The organism is Stenotrophomonas thermophila, from assembly GCF_001499715.1.
GTDB lineage: Bacteria > Pseudomonadota > Gammaproteobacteria > Xanthomonadales > Xanthomonadaceae > Stenotrophomonas > Stenotrophomonas hibiscicola.
Map to the genome: position 1 here is coordinate 92,262 of NZ_CVIW01000034.1, position 22,178 is coordinate 114,439.

Below are 22,178 nucleotides of genomic sequence, written 5' to 3' on the forward strand. Positions count from 1 at the left end.
CGCCGCGCCCCACATGGATACCGCGCTGACGCTGACCAACGACATGAAGCTCGTGCTCGGGCTGGTCGGCTTCACGATGGCGATGTTCCTGTTCGAGCGCATCCGCGCCGACGTGGTCGCGCTGGTGGTGCTGGTGGTACTCGGTGTCACCGGCCTGATCGCGCCGGAGGAGATCTTCGGCGGTTTCTCCGGTAACGCGGTGATGAGCATCATCGCCACCACCATCCTCGGTGCGGGCCTGGACCGCACCGGGGCGCTGAACCGGCTGGCCGCATGGCTGCTGCGGCGCGGCCACGGCGTCGAACAGCGGCTGCTGATGATGACCACCGCCATCGCCGGCCTGAACTCGTCCTTCATGCAGAACCCGTCGGTGATGGCCTTGTATCTGCCGGTCGCCTCGCGACTGGCAGCGCGCACCGGGCTGACGATGCAGCGCCTGCTGCTGCCGATCTCGGCGGCGATCGTGATGGGCGGTGCGCTGACCATGGTCGGCAATTCGCCGCTGATCCTGCTGAACGATCTGCTGGCCTCGGCCAACAACAACCTGCCTTCCGGCCTGGCCACCATCGAGCCGCTGCGCATGTTCGCGCCGCTGCCGATTGGCGTGGCACTGCTGATCGCCTCGCTGCTGTACTTCCGCTACTACGGCGACCGCAAGCTGATCGAGGAAGAAACCCTGGTCAACGACGGGGTCACCCCAGCACGCACCGAGAGCTACTTCGCCAAGACCTATGGCATCGAAGGCGATGTGTTCGAGCTGGTGGTCAGCGCGGAAAGTCCGCTGGTGGGCATGACCCTGGGCGAGGCCGAGAACCTGCACGACGCCCCGCTGCTGCTGGCCCTGAAAACCGGTAATGACACCCGCCTGGCGCCGCCGGCGGAGATGCGCATCTGGGTAGGCAGCGTGCTCGGTGCGATGGGCCCGCGCCAGCAGATCAACGATTTCGCGCAGAACCAGTTCCTGCGCATGTCTTCGCGCCTGAAGCACCTGGGTGACCTGTTCAACCCGAGCCGCGCCGGTATTTCCGAGGCGGTGGTACCGCCGACCTCGAACGTGATCGGCAAGAGCGCGGCCGACCTGCGCCTGCGCAAGGAGCGTGGCATCAGCCTGCTGGCGATCAACCGCGACAAGCAGGTGATCCGCGAGGACGTGCGCGACGTGCAGTTGCGTGCAGGCGACATGCTGGTCTTCCACAGCATCTGGACCGACCTGGCACAGGCGGCCAAGAGCCGCGACTTCGTGGTGGTGACCGACTATCCGACCGGCGAGCAGCGCCCGCACAAGTTCAAGATTGCGATGGCGATCTTCGCGCTGACCATCCTGATCGCGCTGACCAGCAAGCTGCCGGTCGCGCTGACGCTGATGACCGGCGTGGCCGGCATGCTGCTGACCGGCGTGCTGCGCATGGACGAGGCCTATGCCTCGATCAACTGGAAAACGGTGTTCATGATGGCCGGGCTGATCCCGCTCGGCTGGGCGATGGACTCCAGTGGTGCGGCGGCATGGGTGGCTGGCCATACCATCGACAAGCTGCCGACCGGCATCCCGGTGTGGGTGCTGGAGGTGGCGCTGGCACTGCTGACCACGGCGTTCTCGCTGGTGATCAGCCATGTGGGCGCGACCATCGTGATGGTACCGATCGCGGTGAACCTGGCACTGGCGGCGGGCGGCAACCCGACCGCGTTCGCGCTGATCGTGGCGCTGTCGGCGTCCAACAACCTGATGACGGCCTCCAACCCGGTGATTTCGATGATCACCGGCCCGGCCAATTACACCCCGCGCGAGATGTGGCGGGTCGGCGGACCGTTGTCGCTGATCTACACCTGCGTGGTGGTGTTGATGATCAACCTGATGTTCTGAGGGTTGAATTTATCGGCAGGGCTGCGCCCTGCACCCGCAGAATCAACGTCAACGTCAACGTCAACGTCAACGTCAACGTCAAAGGCTGGCATTCCGTGGGATGGCGGGGTGGGTCCGGTTACGGGGGACGCTGCAAGTCCCCCTCCGGGGCCCGGCCCAGCCGCTGGCGGCTGTGCGTTCGGGCGCTTGCGAAGCAGTGCTTCGCAAGCAAAGCGCCCTCACCCATGTAAGCTCGGTCGCCGCTTGCTCGTGTGCGCAGTCCTGCGCACACGGCAAGACCAGGGTTGGGCGTCCTGCCCAACCCGCCCGAGGCATGCCTCGGGCCCATGCGGCTCACGCCCCCGCAACCGGACCCACCCCGCCTTCGACAGTTTTCCGCGAACTGTCGAAACGGCATTCTGTGCTGCTGGTGGGTGTCGACCTTGGTCGACACGGCTTTTGTAGAGTCGAGCCGTGCTCGACTGCTTCCGGCCTCAGGCCAGATAGACCTGCCCATCGCGGATATCGACCGGCACCGCACGCAGGCGGTCGCCCTTGCACGGGCCGGCAATGCAGTCGCCGCTGTCCAGCATGAACGAGGCGCCATGCGCGGCGCACACCAGGTGGCCCTCGCGGCTCTTCAGGAACTGGCCCGGGGCCCAGTCCAGGCGACGGCCGGCGTGCGGGCAGATGTTCAGGAATGCGCGCACCTGCGCGCCGTCGCGGTACAGCACCAGCGATTCGGCATCGCCATTGACCACCGCTTCGACCTCGGCAAACGCGCCATCGGCAATGGCATCAAGGGCGATCAGGGCAGCAGCGATAGTCATGGCGAAAGCTCGGACGGTAAACCGGAATTGTCGCATGCCTGCTCAGGTGACTGGCTGTGACATGAACACAAGTCATTGATCCGTAATAAGCACAGGCTATATTTAACGAGTTTTTCACTCAATGACAGTGGCGCGTCCCGATACTCTGATTTCGCTGATCCCAGCCTATCGAGCCGCCATGTTCAACCGCGCATCCGCCTTCAACCAGTTCCGCACCCTGTTCGCGCCGCGCAAGCCGCGTCATCCGCTGGTGCGCGTTGCCGTGGGCCTGCTCGGCTTGGCGATCCTGGCCGCGATGGTGTTCATCGGTGTGTTCGTCGGTGCCGCGATGATCCTGGTTGGCCTGGCATGGAAGCTGCTGGCCTCGCGCAAGCCGGGCGCCGCGCGTCCGGTCGACCCGACGGTGGTCGAGGGTGAGTACCGCGTGGTGCGCAAGCCGGTGTTGCCGGCCTCGCGCTGATCCAGGCCTTCCGCGCCCGCTGACGGCGGGCGCCATGCGTTCTAGACTGCGGGCACGCCCTTCCTGGATGCCCGCATGTCCGATGTCTCCGATGTGATCCCTGCCGTAGCCCTGCCGCGTGTACCGGTAGCCGGTGGCGGCAGTTTCCCCGTGCACCGTATCTACTGCGTCGGCCGCAACTTCGCCGACCACGCCCGCGAAATGGGCGCGGCGGTGCCGGCGGCCGATGACCGCGGCCGCCCGATGTTCTTCAGCAAGCCGGCCGACGCCATCGTGGTCGGCCACGACGATGCCATCCCCTATCCGCCAGCAACCGCCAACCTGCACCACGAAGTGGAACTGGTGGTGGCGATCGGCCGCGATGCGCCGGCCGGCGAGCTGGCCGTCGCCGACGCCGATGCGCTGGTCTACGGCTACGCCGTCGGCCTGGACCTGACCCGCCGCGACCTGCAGGCCGCAGCCAAGGACAAGGGCCATCCTTGGGATGCCGCGAAGGGGTTCGATGCCTCCGCGCCGATCAGCGAAATCGTCCACGCCGAAGAAGTCGGCGACCTGGCTGCGCTGAACCTGTCGCTGGAGGTCAACGGCGAGGTGCGCCAGCAGGCACTGCTCGACCAGATGATCTGGAACGTGCCGGAGATCCTGCATGAGCTGTCCAAGCTGTGGCAGCTGCGTGCCGGTGACCTGGTGTTCATGGGCACCCCGTCCGGGGTGGCTGCGCTGAAGCCCGGCGACCGCTTCAGTGCCCGCCTGGAAAACGTGGCCGAGCGCCACGGCGTGATCGCCGGCTGACGTCACCTGCGCTACCCTGCGCGCTGTCCACTTCCCCACCGGAGAAAAACAACAATGGGAATGCTCACCGAGTTCAAGGAATTCGCCATGCGCGGCAACGTCATCGACCTCGCCGTCGGCGTGGTGATCGGCGCGGCCTTCGGCAAGATCGTAACGGCGCTGGTCGAGAAGATCATCATGCCGCCGCTTGGCCTGCTGATCGGCAAGGTGGACTTCTCGCAGCTGGCGTGGACGCTGTCGCCGGCCCGGATCGGCCCGGACGGCAAGGAGATTCCGGCAGTGGTGATCGGCTACGGTGATTTCATCAACACCCTGATCCAGTTCGTGATCGTGGCCTTCGCGATCTTCATCGTGGTCAAGGCGATCAACCGCCTGTCTCGCAAGAAGGAAGCTGCCCCGGCCGCACCGGCCGAGGAAGTGGTGCTGCTGCGCGAGATCCGCGACAGCCTGAAGAAATAAGGTAGTAGCGCCGGGCCATGCCCGGCGGGACGCCATCTTGCCGCTGCGCTCGCCGGGCATGGCCCGGCGCTACCGCAGAAGCAGGCGAAAGCCCCGCCCCGGCGGGGCTTTCGCTTTGCTGCATCTGGCGGAAAACAGCATCCGCGCCTGCCATGACCTCCCGCCCATGCGCCGGGCTGAACGACTGTTAAGCTCCAAGGCTTAGGTCCCTTCCCGGAGTTGTCCATGCGTCGCCGCGTTCTTGCCATCGCATCCTCCCTCGCCCTGCTGGCCGCCCCGGCCTTCGCGGCGCCGCACACCACTACCCTGCCCCCGGCGTCGCTGGCCACCGCCGCACAGCTGCGCGACCAAGCCTTGGCCGATGACACCGGCTGGAAGGTGGTCGAATCGCTCACCACCGAGATCGGCCCGCGCATTGCCGGCAGCGAGGCTGACGCCCGCGCCGTGGCCTGGGCCGAAGCCAAGTTCAAGGCACTGGGCTTCGACAAGGTGTGGAAGGAACCGGTGACCTTCCCGAAGTGGGAGCGCCGCAGTGAACACGCTGCCGTGACCGGCAAAAATCCGCAGCCGCTGCAGATCACCGCACTGGGCGGCAGCCCGGGCGGCACCGTTGAAGCCGAGGTGGTGCGCTTCGCCGACCTGGCCGCACTGCAGGCGGCGCCGGCCGGTTCGCTCAAGGGCAAGATCGCCTTCGTCGATTACCAGATGCTGCCGTTCCGCGATGGCCGCGACTACGGCCGCGGCGGCGCGATCCGCAGCAAGGGTCCGTCCGAGGCGATCCGCAAGGGCGCGGTCGGTTTCCTGATGCGTTCGGCCGGCACCGACTCGCACCGCGTGCCGCACACCGGCATCACCCGTTTTGATGACGGCCTGACCCCGGTGCCGTCTGCGGCACTGTCGGTGCCCGATGCCGACCAGCTGGCCCGCCTGCTGGCCCGTGGCAGCACCACGGTGAAGGTGGCGCTGGACTGCGGCTGGGATGGTACGGCGACCTCGTACAACGTGATCGGCGAGATCACCGGCCGCAGCCTGCCGAAGGAAGTAGTGGTGATCGGCGGACATCTGGATTCGTGGGACCTGGGCACCGGCGCGGTGGATGACGGCGCGGGCGTGGGCATCACCATGGCCGCAGGCCACCTGATCGGCCAGCTGAAGCAGGCACCGAAGCGCACCATCCGCGTGATCGCCTTCGCCAACGAGGAACAGGGCCTGTATGGCGGCAAGGCCTATGCCGAAGCGCACGCGAAGGACGTAGCCCTGCACCAGCTGGCCGCCGAGAGCGACTTCGGCGCAGGCCGCATCTACGCCTTCAATACCGGTTCGCCGAATCCGGACGGCTCGCGTGAAGCGACGAGGCAGATTGCCGAAGTGATGAAGCCGCTGGGCATCGAATACCAGGCCGACAAGGGTGGCCCGGGCCCGGACGTCGGTCCGCTGGCTGCCAAGGGCGGTGCGTGGGCGTGGCTGGCGCAGGACGGCTCGGACTACTTCCACCTGCACCACACCGCCGACGACACGCTGGACAAGATCGACCCGAAGGCACTGGCACAGAACGTGGCCGCATATACTGTGTTCGCCTACCTGGCGGCGGAAGCCGATGGCAGCTTCGGCAGCGAGGCCAAGGCGACCACGCCGCCGAACGAATGATGCGGTAGCGCCGGGCCATGCCCGGCGTTTGCGGCGGGAAGAGCGGTGCGAACCAAGGTTCGCACCCACCAAGTCAGATCCCGCATCGGTAGCGCCGGGCCATGCCCGGCAAGCACAGCGGCACGAGCGGTGCGAACCAGGGTTCGCACCCACCGGGCGTCACTCAGCCGCGGCTGCTCGCCCACTGCGCCAGCAGCACGGCCGTGGCGGAAGCAACATTCAGGCTTTCAACCGCGCCGCTGCCCGGAATCGACAGCTGCTGGTCACACTGACTGGCCAAACCGCGATCCATGCCTTCACCTTCCGCGCCCATCACGTAGACCAGGCGGGCCGGCAACGACGCGCGGAACACGTCATCACCGCCCTCGACCAGGGTTGCGGCCAGGCCAAAACCGGCTGCGCGCAGTTGTGCCATTGCCTGAGCGGTCTCCGGCAATTGCACCAGCGGCACCGCTTCTGCACCGCCCTCGGCCACGCGCGCGGCGGCACCGGACAGCGCCAGCGTGCTGCCGGCCGGCAGCAGCAGCGCCTTGGCGCCGAAGTGTGCGGCCGAGCGCAGGATCGCGCCGAGGTTGTGCGGGTTGCCCACGCCATCAAGCCACAGCGCCAGCGCCGGGCCGTCACCGACCTGCTGCAGCCACTGCGCCAGCGGCAGTGCCGGTGCGCGCAGCATGTCGGCCACCACGCCTTCGTGATGGGTGGTGCCGGCGAGCTTGTTCAGATCGCCGTCTTCAACCACGCGATACCCCACGCGGTTGGCCACGCACCACTTCAGCAGCGGCTGCAGGCGCGGAATGCGCGCCTCCAGCAGGTACAGCTTGCGCAGCGCCTGTGGCCGCGCTTCGAACGCGGCCAGCACGGCATTCAGGCCGTACAGGCGCAGCTCGTCGCTGCCACCGCGTCCACCACCGCCCGTGGCCGGCACCTCCGGGCGCGGCAACGGCGTTGCGCGCGGCGGACGGGCGGACGGGCGGCGGTTGTTCCAAGGGTTGTTCACTTACACACTCTCCTGCTTGCGCTGGCGCCAGAAATCGGCGTTCTTGATGCCCAAGGCATCGGGGTCGAACACCGGATCCAGGCCCAGCTTCTTCTGTCGTTCGTAGTCACGCAGGGCCAGCATCGCCGGCTTCTGGATGATGAGGATGGCAATGATGTTCAGCCAGGCCATCAGGCCCACGCCGATGTCGCCCAGCGCCCAGGCCAGGGTGGCATTGTGGAACGCGCCGAACACCACCATGCCGATGATGCCCAGGCGCAGCACCAGCACCGTCAGCGGGCGCTTCCTGTTGTGGTTTACATAGCTGAGGTTGGTCTCGGCCATGTAGTAGTACGCCATGATGGTGGTGAAGGCGAAGAAGAAGATGGCGATGGACACGAATGCCGAACCCCAGCCCGGCAGCACCGCTTCCACACCCGCCTGCGCGTAGCCCGCGCCTTCCGGAATGCCGGCCAGGCCCTGGAAGATCGGCGGTGCGCTGGCACCTGCCGGCGAGTACACGTTGTAGGTGCCGCTGGCCAGGATGAGGAACGCGGTGGCGGTGCACACCATCATGGTGTCGAAGTAGATGGCGAATGCCTGCACATAGCCCTGCTTGGCCGGGTGCGAGACTTCCGAGGCGGCCGCTGCATGCGGGCCCGAACCCTGGCCGGCTTCGTTGGCGTAGATGCCGCGCTTGATGCCCCACTCCACCGCCAGGCCCATCATCGCGCCGAATGCGGCATGCGTGCCGAAGGCACTCTGGAAGATGATGCCGAACATTTCCGGCACGCGGTCGTAGTTGATGACCATGATGATGATGGCCATCAGGATGAAACCGGCAGCCATGAACGGCACCACCACTTCGGCGAAGTTGGCGATGCGTTTGACGCCACCGAAGATCACCACGCCCAGCAGCAGCGCGACCACGATGCCGATGCCCAGCTTCAGCGCCTGCACCGATTCCATGCCGAAGGCCTGGCCGTCGAGCGGCCCGCACAGCGCGGTGCCACGGCAGGCGTTGATGATGCTGTCGGCGATGGCATTGGCCTGCACGCCCGGCATCAGGAAACCTGCGGCGATGATCGTGGCGATGGCGAAGGCCAGCGCGTACCACTTCAGGCCCATGGCCTTTTCGATGTAGTACGCCGGGCCACCGCGGTAGCGGCCTTCGGCGTCCTTGGTCTTGTAGATCTGCGCCAGGGTGCATTCCACGTACGACGTGGACGCGCCGAGGAAGCCCATCACCCACATCCAGAAGATCGCACCGGGGCCGCCGAAGGCGATGGCCGTGGCCACGCCGGCGATGTTGCCGATGCCCATGCGGCCGGCCATCGACATGGCCAGCGCCTGGAACGAGGACACGCCGGCATCGGATTTCTCACCCCTGACGGTGAGGCGGCACATTTCGAAGAAGCCACGGATCTGCATGAAGCGCGTGCGCAGGCTGAAGAACAGGCCGGCGCCCAGGCACACGAAGATCAGTGCCTTGCTCCAGATGATGCTGTTGATGAAGTGTACGGTTGCTTCCACGCGCGCTCTCTCCAGTCGGCGGGTTGTAAGGACGTCCCGTCGGCTGGAGGGGACCGGTCGATTCTCCCTGATCGAAGGCCGCTGCGGTAGCGCTGTCTTGTAGCGCCGAGCCCATGCCCGGCTTGGGCCCCGGGATCAGCCGAGCATGGGCTCGGCGCTACAGCGGCCAGCCCGCGCGTTCAGGGCAGCTGCGTGCGTACCCGGGCGAAGCGGCGCAGGTCGTGCAGCACGCCGCGCTTGTAGACCGCGCAGCGCTCCACGCCCTCTTCCTGGAAGCCGTTCTTCTCCAGCACCCGGGCCGAGCCGAGATTGAAGTCGACCACCGTGGCCTGCAGCCTGAACAGGCGCAGCTCGTCCATCACCCAAGGCGCAAACACACCGACCACCCGGGTCATCAGGCCCTGGCCCCAGTAGGCCCGGCCCAGCCAGTAACCCAGTTCGGCGGTATGCCCACGTTCGGCCACGCCCTGTTGGGCGCTGATACTGCCGCAGGCCTGGCCGTCGATCTCGATGGCCAGGTTCAGGGTGCCGGGAGTCAGCACGCGGCCGGCGAGGAACGCCTCGCCATCCCCGCGCGTGTACGGGTAAGGGAAGCGGTCGCGCAGACCGCGTGACACCTCGGCGTCGTTGGCGTGGTGCAGCAGCGATTCCAGATCATCCGGGCGCCAGGGGCGCAATTGGAAGCCTTCACCTCGCAGCACGGTGGTCGGGTCAGGCATGGCCACCCACCGACGGCGATTCCGCTTCCTGCTTCTCCAACTCGCGCTTCACCGCTTCCGGCGAGCGGGTGTACGGGGCCAGCCGTGCGTAGAACGCCGGCACCACGAACAGCGACAGGAAGGTCGAAAGGGTTACGCCGAAGATGATCACGATACCGATCGTGCCACGGCTGGCCGAGCCGGGGCCACCGGCGACCACCAGCGGGATCGCGCCGACCACGGTGGCGATCGAGGTCATCAGGATCGGGCGCAGGCGCACCATCGCCGATTCGATGATCGCCTCGCGCACCGTGCGCCCGTCATCGCGCAGCTGGTTGGCGAATTCGACGATGAGGATGCCGTTCTTCGCGGCCAGGCCAACCAGCATCACGATGCCGATCTGGCTGAACAGGTTCACCGTGCCGCCACTCACCCACAGGCCGACCAGCGCACCGAGCACACCCAGCGGCACGGTCAGCATGATGGTGAGCGGGTGGATGAAGCTTTCGAACTGCGCGGCCAGCACCAGGTACACCACCAGCAGGGCCATCGCGAAGGTCAGCAGCACCGCACCGCCGGCACTCTGGTACTCACGCGACTCACCCTTCCAGTTCACCTGTGCGTACTGCGGCAGCTCTTCCCGGGCCACGTTTTGTGCCCAGGCAATGGCCTCGCCCAACGGATAGCCTGGCGCCAGGCCGGCACTGATGGTGATCGAGCGCAGTCGGTTGAAGCGGTTCAGGGTGCCGGCCTCGGCCACTTCGCTCAGCGTGACCAGGTTGGACAGCGGCACCAGCTCGCCGGAGGTGGCACGCACGCGGATCGCGGCCAGGTCGGCCGGGCTGGCACGGCCATCGCGCCCGGCCTGCACCAGCACGTCGTACTCCTCGCCGTTGTCGACGAAGGTGGTGACGCGGCGCGAACCCATCATGGTTTCCAGCGCCGATCCGATCGCGGTGACCGGCACGCCGAGGTCGGCCGCGCGCTGGCGGTCGATGTTCACCCGCATCTGCGGCCGGGTTTCCTTGTAGTCCGAGTCGGGGCCGACCAGGCCGGGATTGTCGGCCATGCGCAGCAGGATGCGGTCGCGCCACTGCGCGATCTCGGCATATTCGGGGCCGCCCAGCACGATCTGGAACGGCTGCCCGCCACTGCGCACCAGGCCACCGCCCACCTGCGTGCGCACGCGCACGCCGCGGATGGTGTCCAGTTCTTTCTGCAGCGCGTCGGCCACTTCAGGCGTCCCCTCGCTGCGCTGGCGCCACGGCTGCAGGAAGATGCTGACGCGGCCGGTGTGCATTTCCTCGCTGGCGCCCCAGCCGCCCGGCACGCGGGGGTTGGCACGCACGATCGGCTTGTCCGGGCCGACATGCGGTGCCAGCATCGCTTCCACCTGCTGCACCTGCTGCACGGTGTAGTCGTAGCCGGCGCCTTCCGGGCCGTCGATCATGATCTGGAACGAACCGCGGTCTTCGGCCGGCGCCAGTTCCGACGGCAGCAGCTTGAGCAGGCCCCAGCTGGCAGCCAGTGCGGCCACCATCACCAGCAGGTAGATCCAGGTGCGGTCGACATGGTGGTCGAGCACGCGACCATAGCCCGAGGCCAGGCGCTCCAGATTGCGGTTGATGAAGCCATGCAGGCCACGTGGTGCCTGCCCGGTGTGCGGCTTGAGCAGCTTGGACGCCATCATCGGCGTCAGCGTCAGCGCTACGAATGCGGACAGCGCCACCGCTGCCGCCAGCGCCACCGCCAGCTCGCGGAACAGGCGCCCGGTATTGCCTTCCAGGAAGCCGACCGGCAGGAACACCGCCACCAGCACGGCGGTGGTGGCTATCACCGCGAAGGCAACCTGCGTGGTACCGCGCTTGGAGGCCACCAGTGGGGGCTCGCCCAGGTCGATGCGGCGCTGCACGTTTTCCACCACCACGATCGCATCGTCCACCACCAGGCCGATGCACAGCACCAGTGCCAACAGGGTCAGCAGGTTGATCGAGAAGTCGAACGCGTACAGTGCGATGAACGCGGCCACCAGGCAGACCGGCACGGTCACCGCCGGAATCAGTGCGGCACGGAAGCTGCCGAGGAACAGCCAGATCACCGCCAGCACCAGGATCATCGCCTCCACCAGCGTGGCGTAGACGCGATCAACGGCGGCTTCGATGAAGGTGGTGTTGTCGAACGCAACAAAGATCTGCGTGCCCTTGGGCAGGGTCAGTGCTACCCGCTCGGCTTCAGCGCGCGCGGTGCGCGCCACGTCCAGCGAGTTGGCGGTGGAGGTCTTGACGATACCCAGGCCGATGCCCGGCTCGCCGTTACTGCGGTAGTAGGCGCGGCGCTCGGCCGAGGCCAGTTCGATCTTCGCCACGTCGCCCATGCGCACCACGTAGCCGTCGCGGCCCTTGCCCAGCGGGATGGTCGCGAAATCCTCGGGCTTGATGTAGTTGCGCTCCACGCGCAGGGTGAAATCACGGTCGGTCGACTCGATGCGGCCGGCCGGCAGTTCCACGTTCTCGTTGCGCAGTGCGGTTTCCACGTCGCCGGTGGTCAGCCCACGTGCGGCCAGCTGGTCACGGTCCAGCCAGATGCGCATCGCATAGCGCTGGCGGCCGCCGATGCGGACCTGGGCCACGCCGTCGAGGCTGGAGAAGCGGTCGACCACATAGCGGTCGGCGTAATCGCTCAGTTCCAGCGTGTCCATGGTCGAAGAGACCATGTTGAACCAGATGATCGGGTCGGCATCGCTTTCGACCTTGGCGATTTCCGGCGGCCGCGCTTCTTCCGGCATGCGGTCGGCGACGCGGCTGACCGCATCGCGCACGTCGTTGGCCGCCGCTTCGATATCGCGGTTGGAGGTGAACTCGATGCTGACCTGCGAGCGGCCGTTGGTGCTGCGCGCGTTGATCGTATCGATGCCTTCGATGCCGGCCAGCGCATCTTCCAGCACCTGGGTGATGCGGCTTTCGATGACCGCCGCCGAGGCACCGGTGTAATCCACCGACACCGAAACAATGGGCGGGTCGATGGCAGGCAGCTCGCGCAGGGTCAGGCGGGTGAAGGACATCACGCCCAGCACCAGCAGCAGCAGGCTCATCACCACGGCGAACACCGGCCGCTGGATGGAGATGTCGGACAGTTTCATCCGCCGTGCCCCTCGGCCGACGCCGGTGCCGGCGCGGCAGCCGGTTTCGCGCCGCTGGCCGGTGCCGCATCCCCGGCCGCGACCTTCAGGCCCGGGCGCAGCTTGCCGGTGCCATCAACCACGATGCGCTGGCCCGCTTCCAGCCCCTGCTTGATCTCGACCACGCCGGCGCGGCGCGCACCGGTGACCACGTCCACGCGCTCGACGCTGTCGTCGGCCTTGATGCGGTACACGAAAGTATCGCGGCCGACCTGCACCACGGCGATTTCCGGGACCACCAGCGCCGGGCGCTCGGGGCGGAACAGCCGCACGTCCAGCAGCATGCCCGGGCGCAGCGCATGATCGCCGTTGGCGAAGTCGGCGCGCACGGTCACCGCACGGGTGACCGGATCGATGCGCGCATCGATGGTGCTGACCTCACCCTCGAAGGTGCGGCCCGGCCACGCCACGCTGGTGGCGCTGACCTTGTCACCGACGCCCAGCGCAGCCAGTTCCACTTCCGGCACCTGGAAATCGACGTGCATGTGCTCGATGTCATCGAGCGTGGCGATGACCGTGGTCGGGGTCACCAGCGAGCCGGGGCTGACCTGGCGGATGCCGAGCACGCCAGCGAACGGCGCGCGCACGCGGCGGTCACCGATGTCGGCCTGCATCTGCATCACGCGCGCCTCGGCCGCATCGCGGATCGACTTCTGCGTATCCAGCGTGGCGCTGGACACCAGCCGCTGGGAGGCCAGCTCGCGCTGGCGCCTGTACAGCTGGTCGGCTTCGTGGAAGGTGGCCTGCGCCTGCACCAGCGCGGCCTCCTGGGCCTGCCCGCGCAGGGTCACGATCGGCGCACCGGCGGCCACATGCTGGCCACTTTCAAAGTGCACCTTCTCGACGATTTCGCTGACCTTGGCCGTCACGCTGATGGACTCGCGCGCCTTGGCCGTGCCCAGCGCCTGCAGCGTGTCATTCCACTGCGAGGACTGCACGACCTGCGCGGTCACCGGCACCGCTTCGCCCTGCCGACGGGCGGCGGCCTCCTGTTTGCCCCCGCACCCGGCCAGAAGGGCCAGGCTGAGGCCAAGGGCCAGGGTCGAAGCAATGCGAGCCAACATGAACGGTCCTGATAGATCCACGGCCGCCGAGTGTAGGCAAGCACCCGTGGAAGCGATATGTGCCAAGCGTTTACTGGCGTGGCACCGGCGGCGCGATAGCGCCGTGAACCTGTTCCGTGCAAGGCTCGCAGCAGCGGTGTCGGCATGTGTCGAGGTGTATCCCGCCGTGCGCCGCAGGCGTTGTCATCGTAGAGTCGAAGCTGCCCGACAGAGGGCGTCGGGCGGGGACGGATCCTGGCGGGGATCCGGCCCCGTTTTTTTACCCGGCCGATCAGTACCGGTAGTTCACCTTCATCCACAGGCTGCGCCCGGGCTCGTTGATGCGCACCGGGTCGGCCGGGAAGCCGAAGTCGGCGCTGCCGGCCAGGTTCAGGTGCTCGCTGTAGGCGCGGTCGAACAGATTGTCGACGCCCGCACTGAGCTGCAGCTGCGAACTGAAGCGGTAAGCGGCATTGAGCGCGAAGGTAGCGAAGCCGGCACTCGGCCCCAGGTCCTGCGCGACCACAGTGCCCTGGCCATCTGCGACACGATGCTGGTGGGTCACTGCGCGCAGCAGCGCACCGGCACTCCAGCGCTGGCCTTCCCAGTTCGCGCTCAGGCGCGCTTCCAGCGGCGGCATCTGCGGCAGCGGACGCTGCTGGTCGCGGTTCTCGCCCCAGGCATAGGCCAGCGTGCCACCCAGCTTCCACTGCGCAGCCAGGCTCACTTCCAGCCCGGCTTCGGCACCGGCGATGCGCGCATCGACGTTGTTGGCCTGGCTCATGCCCATCATGCCGCTGCCGTGATAGGTGAACAGGATGTAGTCCTGGATCTGCCCGGCATACGCCGATACCCATGCCTGCACACGCGGTCCCTTGAACTGCAAGCCCATGTCGAGCTGGGTGGTGCGCTCGGGCTGCACGCCGGTGCACGCGTTCACTGCGCCCGACGGGCCATGGTTGGGCGAGAACAGCTCCCAGTAGTCGGGCATGCGTTCACTGTGGCCGAGGCCGGCGTACCAGGTCAGGCCGTCGGCAAGGTCCTGCTCGTAGCGCAGGAACCCGCTGCCGAGCCATTCCTTGCGCGTCTGCCCGGCGCTGGGATTGGGCCGGTTGCCCATCATGCCGCCGATCGATTGCCGCTCATCGCGGGCGCTGGCACGGTCGATGCGCAGGCCACTGATCCAGCGCTGGTCCGTGCCGGCACCCAGGGTCAACTCGGTGAACACGCCATGGCGGTGGAAGTTCGCATCGGTCTGCCACGCGGCCTGGCGGTAGGTATCGCGGCCCATGCCGTTGCGGCCACGGTGGCGGCTGTCCTCACCGTCCACACCGGCCACCAGCTGCACCTCCTGCCAGCGCCACTCGGAACTGGCCCGGCCGCCTTGGGTTCGGCGGTCCACATTCGAAGCCATCGGCATGGGCATCATGCTGTTGGGATTCGGCGTGCGCAGCGTGTAGTTGTCCATCACATGGTCGGCTTCGTTGTAGTACACGTTGGCCTGCAACGTTTCCCACGCGCCCGGCAGGTTGCGCTTCTCGAAGCGTGCCGCGTAGCTGGTGCGCTCGAACGCGGCGCCGTCCATGCCACGCCCGGCATAGCGCGCGAGAGCATCGCCGGCACCGGCGGAGATTTCCAGCAGCGTATCGGCGTCCGGCGTCCAGCCGATGGCCACGTCGCCGTTCCACTTGCGCCACTTCGACGGCACCACGTCACCATGACCATCCTTGTAGTCGTCCGCTTCCGAGCGATTGCCGCTGGCACGCACGTAACCGGCCGGATTGCCCAGCGTCAGGTCCAGCACCTGGTCGTTGCGGTTGCGCGAGCCGACCAGTCCACTGGCATCGGCACGCAGGCCGGGTTCCTCGAAGCGCGGCGTATCGCGCTCGAAACGGATGGTGCCGGCCGAGGCACCTGCGCCCCAGCGCACGCTCTGCGGGCCCTTGATGATGGTCAACCGGTCGAAGCTCTCCGGCGCGATATAGGAAAGCGGATTGTCCATGCGCGACGGGCAGGCACCGATCAGGTTGCCATCGTTGCTGAGGATGTTCAGCCGCGAACCGAACATGCCGCGCAGCACCGGGTCACCGTTGGTGCCGCCGTTGCGGATGGCGGAGAAGCCAGGCACGGTCTTCAGGTAATCGGCGCCATCACTGGCGGGGACCGGCTGCCGCGGCAGGCGCGGATCGGTCACTCAGTGCAGTGGCGACGAAGGCGCGGCGGCAGTGACCACCATCGTGTCGAGGGTGCGCGCTTCTTCGGCAGGCGCAGCGTGGGCCAGTGACGCGGCCACGGCCAGGCCAAGGGCAACCGGCAGGCGCGCGCAGGCGCCCGCGGGGCGGGAAGTCATTTTCATCGGAACAGCTCCAAGGTACGCACGCGCGCACGGCGCCCGGTCAGGCGTCGTGCGGCAGATTCGATAGGGACATCAGCGGACGATGGAGGAGCGCGGTGGCCCACGTGCGGCATGCGCCGACCAGCGCAGTGCCGGCAGCACCTGTTGCGACCCCGGGAACACCAGGCGCGGCCGCCACAGCAGCGGCAACTGCAGCACCAGCACCGCCAGCCACGGCAGCAGGCGCATGGCCAGCACGCAGTATTCGCAGGCTTCGCCATGCATGGCGTGGGGGTCGGCTGGGCGGTTGGGTGCTGCCTGCGAAGCGCCATGCGGGTCGTGCCCGGCCATGGTCATGTTGTGCATGCCATGGCCCATGGCGGCGTGGTCCATGCCCGCCATCGCGGCGTGGCCCATCGGCGGCGCCTGCAGCGCGCGGCTGACCAGTGGCGCAAGTACCATCAGCAGCGTCGCCAGGATGGCGAGCTGGAGCAGAAGGGGCTGCGGGCGGGACAGGCGGGTCACCGCGCTAGTGTAGAGGCGGGTCCAGGGTTGCCCTGTGCGACGAACCGTCGCAGGAGGGGTTTATCGGCAGGGCTGCGCCCCCCCCCCGCCGAATCAACGTCAACGTCAACGTCAAAAGCGGGCAATCCGTGGGATGGCGGGGCGGGTCCGGTTGCGGGAGACGCCGTAAACCCATCCATGGGGGCTTGGCCGCGGCATCCATGCCGCGGACACTCCCGCAACCGGACCCACCCCGCCTTCGAAAGTGTTCCGCGAGCTGTCGGAACGGCGTGGGGTCGGATCCGTTTTCCGCAGGAAAACGGATCCAACCCCAGATTGATTTCGATATCTGACAGAAATTCATCCACGCATGGCGTGGATGGTCCAACCGTCACCGGAAATCTGTCGGGGGTGGGGCGGTGTGGGTGGGCAGGACCGTTGGCGCCATGGATGGCGCCATCGAGCCCCCAGGGACGGGTTTACGGCGTGTCCTGCCCACCCACACCGGCCCGCCCAACAAGCAGAAGGCCAGAGCCGCTCTGGCTCTGGCCTTTGGTGTTGCTCTGGCTTGAAGCCTCTGCGGGTGCAGGGCGCAGCCCTGCCGACCAACCCTCAATGCAGCAGGGCCGCCACCGCCGCGCGGAACCCATCCTGGGCCTGCCCGGACTCCGGCGCATGATGCAGCTGGCGCACCGCCCGGGCCAAGCGTGCCGCGCCCACGAACCCACAGCTCGCCTGCAACCGGTGCAACTGGCTGCGCAGCTGACGCTCATCATGCTGGTCCACCGCCTGCTCGACCGCGTCACGCACCCCCGGCAGCTCGGCCAGGAACAGTTCACGCAGGGCGATCAAGTGGTTGCGCTGGCCATTGAGCGCGGCCAGTGCCGCTGTCTCGTCCCAGTCCTGCACCTGCAGCTCGACCGCTGCCGGGGCCGGGGCAACGGAGATCCCCGCCGGGCTGTTCACCAGTGCGCGGCGCACCGCCTTCAGCAACTGGTCGCGGCCCAGCGGCTTGACCAGGGTGTCGCTGAAGCCAGCTTCGCGCAGGCGGGCATGGACGGACGTGTCACCGTCAGCGGTATGTGCCAACGCCGGGGTGTCGGGATGTGAACGGCGCAGTTCGCGCAGCAGCTGCGCGCCATTGCCGTCCGGCAGGTTGACGTCGATCAGCCACAGGTCGTGCGCGCCGGGTTCGGCGCTGGCCAAAGCGCTGGCCAGCGAATCTGCGGTGTCCACATCCGCCGGTAACGTTTCCAACGCCGCCTTGAAAAAACCGCGGCTGATGATGTCGTCCTCGACAAGCAGGAAGCGGGGCCGGCTGGCCCGCGGGGTCATCTGCATCAGGGCTGCCTCCATGTCAGCTGCTGCAATCATCAAGCACGGCGGCGGCGGGCGCAAGCGGGTCCGGACCCTGCCGGTCAGGATCTGCGACAATACGCCCCCATTCTTGCCCGCAGCCTGTTGCCACGTGGCCCGATCCCGCTCCCGCATCGACCGTACCCCGTTCCAGACCGAAATCCTCGACCTCAGCCATGATGGTCGTGGCGTCGCCCGCCGTGAAGGCGAGGGCGGCAAGGTCACCTTCGTCGGCGGCGCCCTGCCGGGTGAGGTGGTGATGGCCGAACAGACGGCCCGCAGCCGCCATTTCGACGAAGCGCGCACTCTGGAAGTTCTGCAGGCCTCGCCGCAGCGCGTGACCCCGAAGTGCCCGCATTTCGGCACCTGCGCCGGCTGCGTGCTGCAGCACCTGGACGAAGACCAGCAGATCGTCGCCAAGCAGCGCGTGCTGATGGACAACCTGGAGCGGATCGGCCATGTGAAGCCGGGCACCGTGCTTGCGCCGCTGGTCGGCGACAGCTGGGGTTACCGTCGTAAGGGCCGCTTCTCCGTGCGCCGGGTCGAGAAGAAGGACAAGACCCTGGTCGGCTTCCGTGAACAGGATCCGCGTTTCGTCGCCGACCTCAGCCAGTGCCTGACCGTGATCCCGGAGATCGGCACCAAGGTCGAGGCGCTGTCCACCTTCATCGAATCGCTCGATGGCAAGCGCGATATTCCGCAGATTGAGTTCATCGCCGGCGACCAGGCCGTGGTCCTGACCGTGCGCCACCTGCAGCCACTCAGCGATGCGGACCGTGCGGCCTGGGCCGCCTTCGGCCAGCAGCATGGCTTCGTGATCTACCTGCAGTCCGGTGGCGTGGACACCGTGCAGCCGCTGGACGGGCAGGGTGTGCCCCTGTCGTTCCGGCTGGCGCCCTGGGATGTGGAACTGGCATTCCGCCCGCTGGACTTCATCCAGGTCAACGCCAAGCTCAACGAAAAGATGATCGCCCATGCCCTGGATCTGCTGGAGCCGGGTGAGGATGAGCGCGTGCTGGACCTGTTCTGCGGCCTGGGCAATTTCACCCTGCCGCTGGCCCGCCGCGTGCGCGAGGTCGTTGGCGTGGAAGGCGATGCCGGCCTCGTCGCGCGCGCCCGTGAGAATGCTGAGCGCAATGGCCTGGCCAACGCCCAGTTCTTCAGCGCCGACCTGACCCAGGACCAGCGCAGCACGGCGTGGATGCGCCAGGGCTTCGACAAGCTGCTGCTGGATCCGCCGCGCTCGGGCGCGATCGAAGTGCTGCAGCAGCTGCCGCTGAAGCAGTTCAAGCGCATTGTCTACGTGAGCTGCCACCCGGGCTCGCTGGCACGCGATGCCGGCTATCTGGTCAACGAACAGGGCTTCACCCTGGTCAGCGCCGGTGCCATGGACATGTTCCCGCACACCGCGCACGTGGAAAGCATCGCGGTATTCGAGAAGCGCTGAGCAGGTGTCATCACCCGTGGCGCATAATTGCGCCATGGGCATCGAAATCGAACGCAAATTCCTGGTCAGCAGCGATGGCTGGCGCACCGCCGCGCATCGGGTGATCCCGATGGCGCAGGGCTACATCAACGACATGGGCGCGCTCGACCGCGGCACCCAGAACGCCTCGGTGCGCGTGCGCATCGAAGGCGACCACGCCGCGCTGAACCTGAAGTCGCGCACCCTCGGCCATACCCGCCAGGAGTTCGACTACCCGATCCCGGTGGAGGACGCGCGCGCACTGCTGGCGCTGTGCGTCGGCGGCCTGATCGACAAGCGCCGCCATCTGGTCGAACACGCCGGCCTGACCTGGGAAGTGGATGAGTTCCTCGGTGACAACGCCGGCCTGGTGGTGGCTGAAGTCGAGCTGGAAAGCGCCGACCAAGCCATCGACCTGCCGGACTGGGTCGGTGCCGAAGTGACCGATGACGCCCGTTACTACAACGTTGCCTTGGCCAGCCGGCCGTATTCAGAGTGGTGAACCCCAAAAAGGGGGACGGAGGGGATTAAGTCGTCTTTACCCCGCCTGTGCAGAAAGCGACTTGATCCCCTCCGTCCCCTTTTATCGAGGAAGGGGGGCCCCATGTGGTGGGGATGAGAATCGACATCTATTCCGACGTGGTCTGCCCCTGGTGCTGGATCGGCAAGCATCGTTTCCAGCAGGGCGTGCAGTTGCTGGGCGAGCACGCGCCTGACCTCGATATCCACTGGCAGCCGTTCCAGCTGGACCCGGATGCGGACGACACCCCGGTGCCGCTGCGCGAGGCCTATTCGCGGAAGTTTGGGGGCGTCGAGCGCACCGAGCAGATCCTCGGCCAGACCCAGACCACCGCGCGCGCGGAGGGGCTTCCGATGGATTTCAACCAGGGCCAGGTGCGGGTGACCACGCTGCCGGCGCACCGAGTGCTGTGGCTGGCCGGCGAGCACGGCGTGCAGGATGCGGTCAGCGAGGCGCTGTTCCGCGCCCACTTCGAACATGGCCAGAACCTGGCCGACAACGCTGTACTGGTGAAGGCCGGCGTGGCTGGCGGCCTGGACGGTGGCGAAATCGCGCAGATGCTGGCCTCGGACCGTGGCTTGGCCGAGGTCGAGGCCAAGCTCGGCCAGGCCCATGCGCTGGGCATTTCCTCCGTGCCGACCTTTGTCATCGACGGGAAGTGGGCGATCTCCGGGGCGCAGCCGCCAGAAGGCTTTGCCAACGCGCTGCGCCAGATCGCGGCCGAACAGGGGCCCCCGGCCGCCCCGGCTGGCGACGACGAGGCCTGCGGCCCGGACGGCTGCAGGGTCTGAGCAGACCGGGGCAGAGCCCCCGCATTTCCCTTTTCCCCTTGACCACTGCGCCTGTCGGCCGGTTCTGCGACAATGCGGCACTGCGCCATGCGGGCGCGCGTTGTGGAGATCAACCATGCTGCTGATCGGCGTTGCCGGCACCGAACTGACCACCCAGGAACGTGACTGGCTGCAGCACGATGCCGTGGCCGGGGTAGTGCTGTTCAAGCGCAACTTCGCCTCGCGCCAGCAGGTAACCGATCTGAGCGCGGCGATCCGCGCCGCTGCGCCGCGCCCGCAGCTGATCTGCGTGGACCAGGAAGGCGGCCGCGTACAGCGCTTCCGCGAAGGTTACAGTGATCTGCCGCCACTGCAGGACATCGGTGCCCTGTACGCCACCGACCCGCAGCAGGCCCTGTCGCTGGCCGAGCAGCACGCCTGGCTGATGGCCAGTGAAGTCCGCGCCAGCGGGCTGGACCTCAGCTTCGCGCCGGTGGTCGATCTTGGCCGCGGCAACCGCGCCATCGGCAACCGCGCCTTCAGTGAAGACCCGCAGGTGGTTGCGGCGTTCACCGCAGCCTATGTGCGCGGCATGCATGCGGTCGGCATGGCCGCCACGCTCAAGCATTTCCCCGGCCACGGCACCGTGCTGGAAGACACCCACGTGGATACCGCGATCGACCCGCGCGCGCTGGACGAGCTGCGCGCGCAGGACCTGGTGCCATTCCAGGCCGGCATCGCCGCCGGTGCCGACGCGGTGATGATGGCGCACGTGATCTACCCGCAGATTGCGCCTGAACCGGCTGGCTATTCGCTGCGCTGGATCCAGGACATCCTGCGTGGCGAGCTCGGCTTCCGCGGCGTGGTGTTCTCCGATGACATCGGCATGGCCGCCTCGCACAGTGCCGGTGGCGTGCCCGCGCGCGTGCACGCACACCTGGACGCCGGCTGCGACGTGGTGCTGGTCTGCCACCCGGAGCTGGTTGATGAAGCCCTGCACGCGGTGCAGGGGCGCTCCCTCAATACTGCTGCGCTGCTGGGCCTGCTCGGCCGCGGCGCGCTTGGCTGGGATGGCCTGCTGGCCGATGCCCGCCATGGCCACACCCAATCCCGTCTGATTGAAACCCTTGGAAGAACCGTCTGATGCCCAACCTCACCATTTCCCAGGCCCTGGCCCAGGCTGACCTGCTGGTCGACCGCCCCACCATCGACAAGGCCATCGCTGGTATCGCCGACGCCATCGCGCGCGATTACAAGGGCGAGGTGCCGCTGTTCCTGTCAATCATGCACGGCGCGCTGCCGTTCGCCGGCCAGCTGGCGCTGGAGCTGGGCGCGCGCGGCCAGGACGTGCAGTTCGATTACCTGCACGCCACCCGTTACCGCGGCGAAACCACCGGCGGCGACCTGGTCTGGAAGCACAAGCCGGCGACCTCGCTGTTCGGCCGCCGCGTGTTGCTGGTCGACGATATCCTGGACGAGGGCTACACCCTGCAGGGCGTGCGCACCTGGTGCCTGGAACAGGGCGCGACCGACGTGCGCATCGCCGCGATGACGGTGAAGAAGCACGACCGCGCGCTGCCGGACGTGACCGCCGACTACGCCGGCATCGAACTGCCGGACCGCTACGTGTTCGGCTTCGGCATGGACGTCAATGAAACCCTGCGCTGCGTGCCGGCCATCTACGCGATGAAGGAATAACGGCGCAGCCGCCCGCGGCGCGTCTTCTTCTGCCGCCGGCATCCTCGGGTGCCGGCGTTGGTCTTTTCATGGAG

Annotated in this window: 18 protein-coding genes and 1 pseudogene; 10 read left to right on the forward strand and 9 right to left on the reverse strand. The window is 67.4% G+C overall.

Going from position 1 to position 22,178, the window contains the following annotated elements:
* Positions 1-13 precede the first annotated feature (13 nt).
* Positions 14-1,861: an SLC13 family permease gene (locus BN1263_RS14405; protein WP_019660187.1), complete on the forward strand. Its 1,848-nt coding sequence runs from the start codon at positions 14-16 to the stop codon at positions 1,859-1,861.
* 473 nt (positions 1,862-2,334) lie between these two features.
* Here the strand turns inward: BN1263_RS14405 and BN1263_RS14410 are convergent, their stop codons facing one another.
* Positions 2,335-2,670, reverse strand: coding sequence for a Rieske (2Fe-2S) protein (locus tag BN1263_RS14410; RefSeq protein ID WP_058982073.1), 336 nt, complete (start codon positions 2,668-2,670; stop codon positions 2,335-2,337).
* 178 nt (positions 2,671-2,848) lie between these two features.
* Between BN1263_RS14410 and BN1263_RS14415 the strand changes: the two genes are divergently transcribed.
* The 4 genes from BN1263_RS14415 to BN1263_RS14430 all read left to right on the forward strand — a co-directional run bounded on the left by BN1263_RS14415 (position 2,849) and on the right by BN1263_RS14430 (position 6,028).
* Complete coding sequence (locus BN1263_RS14415; RefSeq protein WP_019660189.1) at positions 2,849-3,130, forward strand: hypothetical protein; 282 nt, start codon at positions 2,849-2,851, stop codon at positions 3,128-3,130.
* 75 nt (positions 3,131-3,205) lie between these two features.
* Complete coding sequence (locus BN1263_RS14420; RefSeq protein WP_019660190.1) at positions 3,206-3,922, forward strand: fumarylacetoacetate hydrolase family protein; 717 nt, start codon at positions 3,206-3,208, stop codon at positions 3,920-3,922.
* A gap of 54 nt (positions 3,923-3,976) precedes the next feature.
* A complete protein-coding gene (gene mscL / locus BN1263_RS14425; protein ID WP_019660191.1) occupies positions 3,977-4,381 on the forward strand; it encodes a large-conductance mechanosensitive channel protein MscL in 405 nt (134 codons plus the stop codon).
* 225 nt (positions 4,382-4,606) lie between these two features.
* Positions 4,607-6,028 carry a M28 family peptidase gene (locus BN1263_RS14430; RefSeq protein WP_058982076.1) on the forward strand — a complete coding sequence of 474 codons (1,422 nt, stop codon included), beginning with the start codon at positions 4,607-4,609 and terminating at the stop codon, positions 6,026-6,028.
* 163 nt (positions 6,029-6,191) lie between these two features.
* Here BN1263_RS14430 and BN1263_RS14435 read toward each other — a convergent pair whose 3' ends face one another.
* The 8 genes and pseudogenes from BN1263_RS14435 to BN1263_RS14470 all read right to left on the reverse strand — a co-directional run bounded on the left by BN1263_RS14435 (position 6,192) and on the right by BN1263_RS14470 (position 17,636).
* Positions 6,192-7,025 (reverse strand): TrmH family RNA methyltransferase, encoded by an 834-nt coding sequence (locus BN1263_RS14435; protein WP_058982078.1) that lies wholly within the window; start codon positions 7,023-7,025, stop codon positions 6,192-6,194.
* On the reverse strand, positions 7,026-8,537 hold the full coding sequence (locus BN1263_RS14440) for an alanine/glycine:cation symporter family protein (protein ID WP_021202003.1): 1,512 nt from the start codon (positions 8,535-8,537) through the stop codon (positions 7,026-7,028).
* A gap of 179 nt (positions 8,538-8,716) precedes the next feature.
* Positions 8,717-9,256 (reverse strand): GNAT family N-acetyltransferase, encoded by a 540-nt coding sequence (locus BN1263_RS14445; protein ID WP_058982081.1) that lies wholly within the window; start codon positions 9,254-9,256, stop codon positions 8,717-8,719.
* Positions 9,249-12,374, reverse strand: coding sequence for an efflux RND transporter permease subunit (locus tag BN1263_RS14450; protein WP_058982083.1), 3,126 nt, complete (start codon positions 12,372-12,374; stop codon positions 9,249-9,251). The genes BN1263_RS14445 and BN1263_RS14450 overlap by 8 nt, the downstream gene beginning before the upstream one ends.
* Positions 12,371-13,477, reverse strand: a complete 1,107-nt coding sequence (locus tag BN1263_RS14455) for an efflux RND transporter periplasmic adaptor subunit (RefSeq protein ID WP_058982085.1) — start codon at positions 13,475-13,477, stop codon at positions 12,371-12,373. The genes BN1263_RS14450 and BN1263_RS14455 overlap by 4 nt, the downstream gene beginning before the upstream one ends.
* A gap of 271 nt (positions 13,478-13,748) precedes the next feature.
* Positions 13,749-15,812: pseudogene (locus tag BN1263_RS14460) on the reverse strand (TonB-dependent copper receptor).
* A gap of 72 nt (positions 15,813-15,884) precedes the next feature.
* Positions 15,885-16,316 carry a DUF2946 domain-containing protein gene (locus tag BN1263_RS14465; RefSeq protein WP_058982088.1) on the reverse strand — a complete coding sequence of 144 codons (432 nt, stop codon included), beginning with the start codon at positions 16,314-16,316 and terminating at the stop codon, positions 15,885-15,887.
* 591 nt (positions 16,317-16,907) lie between these two features.
* The gene (locus BN1263_RS14470; RefSeq protein ID WP_058982198.1) at positions 16,908-17,636 is read right to left on the reverse strand and encodes a response regulator; all 729 of its coding nucleotides are present in this window, start codon (positions 17,634-17,636) and stop codon (positions 16,908-16,910) included.
* Positions 17,637-17,763: 127 nt separating this feature from the next.
* Between BN1263_RS14470 and rlmD the strand changes: the two genes are divergently transcribed.
* From rlmD to BN1263_RS14495, 5 genes are all read left to right on the forward strand, one after another.
* Positions 17,764-19,098: a 23S rRNA (uracil(1939)-C(5))-methyltransferase RlmD gene (gene rlmD / locus BN1263_RS14475; RefSeq protein ID WP_058982090.1), complete on the forward strand. Its 1,335-nt coding sequence runs from the start codon at positions 17,764-17,766 to the stop codon at positions 19,096-19,098.
* Positions 19,099-19,132: 34 nt separating this feature from the next.
* A complete protein-coding gene (locus BN1263_RS14480) occupies positions 19,133-19,618 on the forward strand; it encodes a CYTH domain-containing protein (protein WP_031270571.1) in 486 nt (161 codons plus the stop codon).
* A 113-nt stretch (positions 19,619-19,731) separates the two neighbouring features.
* Positions 19,732-20,427: a DsbA family oxidoreductase gene (locus BN1263_RS14485; protein ID WP_021204004.1), complete on the forward strand. Its 696-nt coding sequence runs from the start codon at positions 19,732-19,734 to the stop codon at positions 20,425-20,427.
* Positions 20,428-20,542: 115 nt separating this feature from the next.
* Complete coding sequence (gene nagZ / locus BN1263_RS14490) at positions 20,543-21,550, forward strand: beta-N-acetylhexosaminidase (RefSeq protein WP_058982091.1); 1,008 nt, start codon at positions 20,543-20,545, stop codon at positions 21,548-21,550.
* Positions 21,550-22,104, forward strand: a complete 555-nt coding sequence (locus BN1263_RS14495; protein ID WP_005410592.1) for a hypoxanthine-guanine phosphoribosyltransferase — start codon at positions 21,550-21,552, stop codon at positions 22,102-22,104. The genes nagZ and BN1263_RS14495 overlap by 1 nt, the downstream gene beginning before the upstream one ends.
* Positions 22,105-22,178: the final 74 nt, after the last annotated feature.

Bases quoted from the DNA above. Each gene is read 5' to 3' on its own strand.
- BN1263_RS14445 (WP_058982081.1), bottom strand. From the start codon at position 9,256: ATGCCTGACCCGACCACCGTGCTGCGAGGTGAAGGCTTCCAATTGCGC.
- BN1263_RS14405 (WP_019660187.1), top strand. From the start codon at position 14: ATGGATACCGCGCTGACGCTGACCAACGACATGAAGCTCGTGCTCGGG.
- BN1263_RS14450 (WP_058982083.1), bottom strand. From the start codon at position 12,374: ATGAAACTGTCCGACATCTCCATCCAGCGGCCGGTGTTCGCCGTGGTG.
- BN1263_RS14410 (WP_058982073.1), bottom strand. From the start codon at position 2,670: ATGACTATCGCTGCTGCCCTGATCGCCCTTGATGCCATTGCCGATGGC.
- nagZ (WP_058982091.1), top strand. From the start codon at position 20,543: ATGCTGCTGATCGGCGTTGCCGGCACCGAACTGACCACCCAGGAACGT.
- BN1263_RS14480 (WP_031270571.1), top strand. From the start codon at position 19,133: ATGGGCATCGAAATCGAACGCAAATTCCTGGTCAGCAGCGATGGCTGG.
- BN1263_RS14415 (WP_019660189.1), top strand. From the start codon at position 2,849: ATGTTCAACCGCGCATCCGCCTTCAACCAGTTCCGCACCCTGTTCGCG.
- BN1263_RS14420 (WP_019660190.1), top strand. From the start codon at position 3,206: ATGTCCGATGTCTCCGATGTGATCCCTGCCGTAGCCCTGCCGCGTGTA.
- BN1263_RS14430 (WP_058982076.1), top strand. From the start codon at position 4,607: ATGCGTCGCCGCGTTCTTGCCATCGCATCCTCCCTCGCCCTGCTGGCC.
- BN1263_RS14495 (WP_005410592.1), top strand. From the start codon at position 21,550: ATGCCCAACCTCACCATTTCCCAGGCCCTGGCCCAGGCTGACCTGCTG.
- BN1263_RS14485 (WP_021204004.1), top strand. From the start codon at position 19,732: ATGAGAATCGACATCTATTCCGACGTGGTCTGCCCCTGGTGCTGGATC.
- BN1263_RS14470 (WP_058982198.1), bottom strand. From the start codon at position 17,636: ATGCAGATGACCCCGCGGGCCAGCCGGCCCCGCTTCCTGCTTGTCGAG.
- BN1263_RS14455 (WP_058982085.1), bottom strand. From the start codon at position 13,477: ATGTTGGCTCGCATTGCTTCGACCCTGGCCCTTGGCCTCAGCCTGGCC.
- mscL (WP_019660191.1), top strand. From the start codon at position 3,977: ATGGGAATGCTCACCGAGTTCAAGGAATTCGCCATGCGCGGCAACGTC.